This window comes from Blautia sp. CGZ-1-C1 (assembly GCF_056504575.1).
Map to the genome: position 1 here is coordinate 1 of NZ_JBWLUT010000176.1, position 5356 is coordinate 5356.

Annotated in this window: 5 protein-coding genes; all 5 read right to left on the reverse strand. The window is 40.9% G+C overall.

Annotated features, from left to right (window positions below):
• On the reverse strand, positions 1–620 hold a 620-nt coding region (locus tag AC058W_RS16085; protein ID WP_479390317.1), incomplete at its 3' end, for an Rnase Y domain-containing protein.
• Between the two features lie 150 nt (positions 621–770).
• Positions 771–1343: a regulatory protein RecX gene (locus tag AC058W_RS16090; RefSeq protein WP_178762239.1), complete on the reverse strand. Its 573-nt coding sequence runs from the start codon at positions 1341–1343 to the stop codon at positions 771–773.
• A gap of 2 nt (positions 1344–1345) precedes the next feature.
• A complete protein-coding gene (recA, locus tag AC058W_RS16095; protein WP_117677006.1) occupies positions 1346–2407 on the reverse strand; it encodes a recombinase RecA in 1062 nt (353 codons plus the stop codon).
• A 308-nt stretch (positions 2408–2715) separates the two neighbouring features.
• On the reverse strand, positions 2716–4170 hold the full coding sequence (gene glgA, locus AC058W_RS16100; protein WP_117677007.1) for a glycogen synthase GlgA: 1455 nt from the start codon (positions 4168–4170) through the stop codon (positions 2716–2718).
• 53 nt (positions 4171–4223) lie between these two features.
• Positions 4224–5030 carry a sporulation transcription factor Spo0A gene (gene spo0A, locus AC058W_RS16105; protein ID WP_117677008.1) on the reverse strand — a complete coding sequence of 269 codons (807 nt, stop codon included), beginning with the start codon at positions 5028–5030 and terminating at the stop codon, positions 4224–4226.
• Positions 5031–5356 lie beyond the last annotated feature (326 nt).

Here is a 5356-nt window from a genome sequence, read left to right on the forward strand (position 1 = left end):
TCAGCTACATGATCAACCGCACATTTCTGAATGGCGTTGACTACATATTCCTTGGCCTTCTTACCAGCTTCTTCTTTTGCTCTGCTCTCCAGTTCTCTGTAAAGTCTGGCTACATCCACTTTTACATCATCTTCAACGGATCTGAGTAATTCTTCTTTTGCCTGTTCGGAGGTCAGACCTGAAACACGTTCCAGTTCCTGTACTCCTTTTTGCTCAAGTTCTTCTACTCGTTTTTCTTTTTTCTGCACCTCAGCTGCTCTCGCTGTGCATTCCGCTTCACGCTTCTCCACTGCATCTGCTTTCTTGTCAACCGCGGATTCTTTGGCTAATACACGGTTTTCATACTTCTGCAGTTCGTTTCTTCGTTCCTTGGTTTCTTTCTCCAGTTCATTTTTTGTACGGAGAGATTCTTCCTTCACTTCCAATAAAGCTTCTCTTTTTTTAGTCTCGGCTGTTTTCAGAGCTTCATCTATGATGCTTCTTGCTTTGTCTTCGGCTGTTCCAACGACTTCTGCATCCTTCTGGATTTTGTTGTTTACAGCGACTTTGCAAGTAACAGGAACCGCAATAAGTAGCGCGACTACCACAGCGACAATTGCAACAATAATTGTTGTTGTCACAGGAGCACCTCCTTATTTAGTTTTCATTGTACAAATACAACAATACAAGTTTATCTTTTTTTCATACTTATGTCAAGTTTTTCTAGGTAATTGTTTGAATATTTTTCCGATTTTGCTTGCTGTTCAACACGTTTGCAGCGAACGATTTCGTTACCAGGCAGTCGTCCGGATATTCATATCTTCAAGCACACTTTTTATATCTGAATAGCTAAATCCCCTTCTTAGCAGATACCCCTGCAATCGGCGCATTTCTTTTTCATCCAGTTCGGTATCGGGAGAGTATTTCTTCTCCACAGTCCGATACAGGATTTTCCTCTCATCAGGCATATTCAGCGCAGCCTCTTCTTCCCATGCAGACTCTGCTGTTTCCTTGTCTATTCCCTTGCTGATAAGTTCCTGTATAATCTTCTGGCGGCTCTTTGTATCCATTCTGTATGCAATATAAGTTCTGGCATATCGTTCATCATCTATGTATCCATAGGATTCTACATATGCCAGCGCATAATCTACTGCCCTCGGACTAAATCCTGTCTGGCGCAGTTTCTCTCTCAGCCCCCGTTCAGTGCGGTCCATATGTTCTAAGAGACGCATGGCTTTACGCCTTGCGTCTCTGTATTCCTCGGGTTCTTCTGTTAAATTTTTCTGTTGCTTCGTTGCAGACCTTCTCTTCAGCCTCTCCGCATTTTCAAGAAATTCTTTCAGATCTCCGAATGCATTTCCCATAATTATTCCTCAGAATCATCCTGTACGGAATCTGTTGCCGCAGTCTCTTGTGTATCGCCTTCTTCATCCGGCAAAAGATGATATTGGATTCTTACTTTCTTCTCAATCTCATCACAGATGTCAGTGTGCTCTTTGAGGAAAAGCTTCGCATTCTCACGACCCTGTCCGATTTTATCTCCATTGTATGCATACCATGCACCACTCTTATTTACGATACCGCAGTCAGCTGCCAAATCAAGAATATCTCCCTCTTTGGAAATACCAGTTCCGAACATGATATCAAACTCTGCCTGTTTAAATGGCGGAGCTACTTTATTCTTCACAACTTTGATTCTGGTATGGTTACCTACCATCTCGCCACCCTGCTTCAGTGTCTCAACTCTGCGGACATCCAGACGAATGGAAGAATAGAATTTCAGGGCACGTCCACCTGTTGTTGTCTCCGGATTACCAAACATTACACCGACTTTCTCACGAAGCTGATTGATAAAGATAACAACGCAGTTGGATTTGCTGATAACTGCTGTAAGTTTACGGAGAGCCTGTGACATCAGTCTTGCCTGAAGGCCAACATGGCTGTCACCCATATCTCCATCAATCTCTGCTTTCGGTACAAGCGCTGCTACAGAGTCAACGATTACAATGTCCACAGCACCGGAACGTACCATAGTTTCTGTGATTTCAAGCGCCTGTTCTCCGTTATCTGGCTGTGATATGTATAAATTATCAATATCTACGCCGATATTCTTGGCATATACCGGGTCTAATGCATGCTCCGCATCAATAAAGCCGGCAATTCCGCCCCTCTTCTGCACTTCAGCTACCATGTGGAGCGCAACTGTTGTCTTACCACTGGATTCCGGTCCGTAGATCTCGATGATACGTCCCTTAGGTACGCCGCCTACTCCAAGGGCGATATCAAGGCTTAATGAACCGGTAGGAACTGTCTCTACCTGCATATTGGCTCCTGATTCTCCAAGTTTCATTACAGAGCCTTTCCCGTACTGTTTCTCAATATGTCCAAGTGCTGCTTCCAGCGCTTTCTGTTTTTCTTCACTTATCATTTATATAATCTCCTTATACGCATTCAGAACTTATGTTCGTTTTCTATTCATTATAGTATTATACTTTAAAGCGGATGTCAAGCTTTTTTGTTTTCTCTGAAAACAATTAATTTTTTTATGGTTACTGGGCACAGAGTGGACAGTAACTTTTTTATAGTTACTCAAAATCAAAGACAGCAAAAGCAGAGAATGCGCTTCTTTTGCATCCTCTGCTCTTTTGTGTTATTAATATGCATATTTTCTGCCTGATTCTCTTATAAACTATGGTGTATCATTCACTTTCAGCAAAATAATACAAAATGAATTTTTTATTCCGGTTTATCGCCGATCAGCCAATTGTACATTTCTTCATACTGGCGTGCGGAGTTGCCCCATGAGAAATCAGCTGCCATAGCGCGGTCAACCATTTTATTCCACTCACGTTTCTTGTCGTAGAAAATTTTCTCTGCATTACGTACAGTTGCAAGCATTTCATGTGCATTGTAATTTCTGAAAGAAAATCCTGTTCCTGTTCCTTCATATTCGTTATAAGGTTCAACTGTATCCTTAAGTCCGCCTGTCTCTCTGACAATTGGAAGCGTTCCATAGCGAAGACTCATAAGCTGGCTGAGTCCGCATGGTTCGAATAAGGACGGCATCAGGAATGCATCAGCAGCTGCATAGATACGATGAGACATTGTTTCATCATAATAAATCTGTGCAGATACCTTTCCATGATATTTCCAGTCAAAATGACGGAACATATTTTCATAACGTTCATCACCGGTTCCAAGAACTACAAGCTGGATTGCATCCTGACAAAGTTCATCCATAACATATGCAATCAGATCAAAACCTTTCTGATCTGTCAGACGGGATACAATACCAATCATCATGGCCTTTGGATCTTCCTGAAGTCCAAGGTCTTTCTGAAGCTGAATTTTATTTTTTACCTTTTCTTTTCTGAATGTAGTTGCGTTATATGTCTTTGTGATATATGGATCTGTCTCAGGGTTGAATACGTTATAATCAATACCATTTACGATTCCTCTCAGGCTGTTAGCCCTTGCGCACATAAGACCATCCAGTTTTTCACCATAAAATGGTGTTTTAATCTCTTCTGCATATGTATTACTTACAGTGGTGACTGCATCAGCAAATACGATACCACCTTTCAGATAGTTGGCATCTTTATATGCCTCAAGTTTATCTGCTGTGAAATAGTAATCTGAAAGTCCTGTAATATTCTGAATTGTCTTAACATCCCATACACCCTGGAATTTAAGGTTATGGATCGTCATGATTGTCTTTATATTCCAGAAAAATTCATTCTGCTGGAAACTGTCATGCAGATATACAGGTACAAGTCCTGTCTGCCAGTCATGGCAGTGAATGATATCCGGTCTGAACCCGATAACCGGGAGAACGGACAATACTGCTTTTGAGAAGAATGCAAATTTCTCCAGATCCCAAGTTCCTCCATCGTATGGTTTCGGTCCGCTGAAGTAATATTCATTATCAATAAAGTAGAACTGAATTCCTTCATACTCCATATGCATGATTCCCACATAGCAGTTCTTGTATCCAAGATCCATGTAGAAATGTGTGATATAGTCCATTTTATCTTTCCATTCCTGTTTCATACAGGCATATTTCGGTAAAATCACACGAATATCAAAATATCTTTTATCAAAATATTTCGGCAAAGAGCCCGCTACATCTGCCAGACCTCCTGTCTTGATAAACGGAACTGCTTCAGATGTTGCAAATAAAATATTTTTCATGCGAAAAACCCTCCTTGGTAGCCTTTATTGTATAATTATACTCCAAAATATGTCTATTGAAAAGAGCGATTTTTATATTCCAGTCTGATTTTATCTGCAATCAAGGCAATAAATTCTGAATTTGTAGGTTTTCCTTTTCCGGTACTTACTGTATATCCAAATAATTCATCTATCGTATCCATTTTGCCTCTGCTCCATGCAACTTCTATCGCATGTCTGATAGCCCGTTCTACTCTGCTGGCTGTTGTCTGATGTCGTTTCGCAATCGTAGGATAGAGTATTTTCGTGATAGAATTCAGCATTTCCATGTCGTTCACTGACAAAATGATCGCATCGCGCAGATACTGGTAGCCTTTTATGTGTGCCGGCACTCCAATCTCGTGAATGATATTGGTCACATCTGTCTCAAGATTTCTTACCGGTACCTGTTTTTCTTCTGTTCTCTCCGTCTGGCGGCTGATTTCTCTCATTCTTCTCTCGCCTGCTCTGCGCGCATGTTTAATACGGTTCAGAAGCATTTTATTGTCAAAAGGCTTCAAAATATAGTAGTCTGCCCCAAGGCTGAACGCATCTTCTGTAATGCGTTCCTGGCCAACAGCAGAAACTACAATAAATACCGGCGCTTTTTTGAGGCTTTTGTCATGAGCAAACTTTTCCATAACAGCCAGACCATCCATTTTCGGCATAATGATGTCCAAAACAACAACGTCAGGTTCTTTTTCACGTATAATATTGCAGATTTCCTCTCCATTATGAGCCTTTCCTACCAATTCCAGGTCTTTATCTTCTTCTATGATCTGGCCAAGTACTTCCACCATTCTCTCATTATCATCTGCAACTGCCACATTTAATTTTTCCATGAGGCTATCTCCTCCCTGATTCTTCTACAAATAAAGTTTTTTCTCAACACATCTCATATTATAGAGGAATGAGAATGGAAAAATCAAGCTACGCAGAGTATTTTGTCCTATTTTCTGTCGACTGATTTGGTGTTTTTTCTTTCCTAATTATTATTTTTCGCTAAAGTTTGAGATTTTTGGACAGCAATCGAATTTTATTCCATCTGGCATCTGGCATCCAAGTTCTCTTTGGATTCTGTTCTGTCCGTCAAGCAGGCATTCCAGCAAAAGCTGATTGAACGCTCCGCTCTTTCCCTCAAGGATATTTCTAATTGCCTCTTTATGAG

What these genes read in the sequence shown, in the direction of transcription:
- AC058W_RS16090 (WP_178762239.1), bottom strand. Translation starts at nt 1,343, where the DNA reads ATGGGAAATGCATTCGGAGATCTGAAAGAATTTCTTGAAAATGCGGAG.
- recA (WP_117677006.1), bottom strand. Translation starts at nt 2,407, where the DNA reads ATGATAAGTGAAGAAAAACAGAAAGCGCTGGAAGCAGCACTTGGACAT.
- glgA (WP_117677007.1), bottom strand. Translation starts at nt 4,170, where the DNA reads ATGAAAAATATTTTATTTGCAACATCTGAAGCAGTTCCGTTTATCAAG.
- spo0A (WP_117677008.1), bottom strand. Translation starts at nt 5,030, where the DNA reads ATGGAAAAATTAAATGTGGCAGTTGCAGATGATAATGAGAGAATGGTG.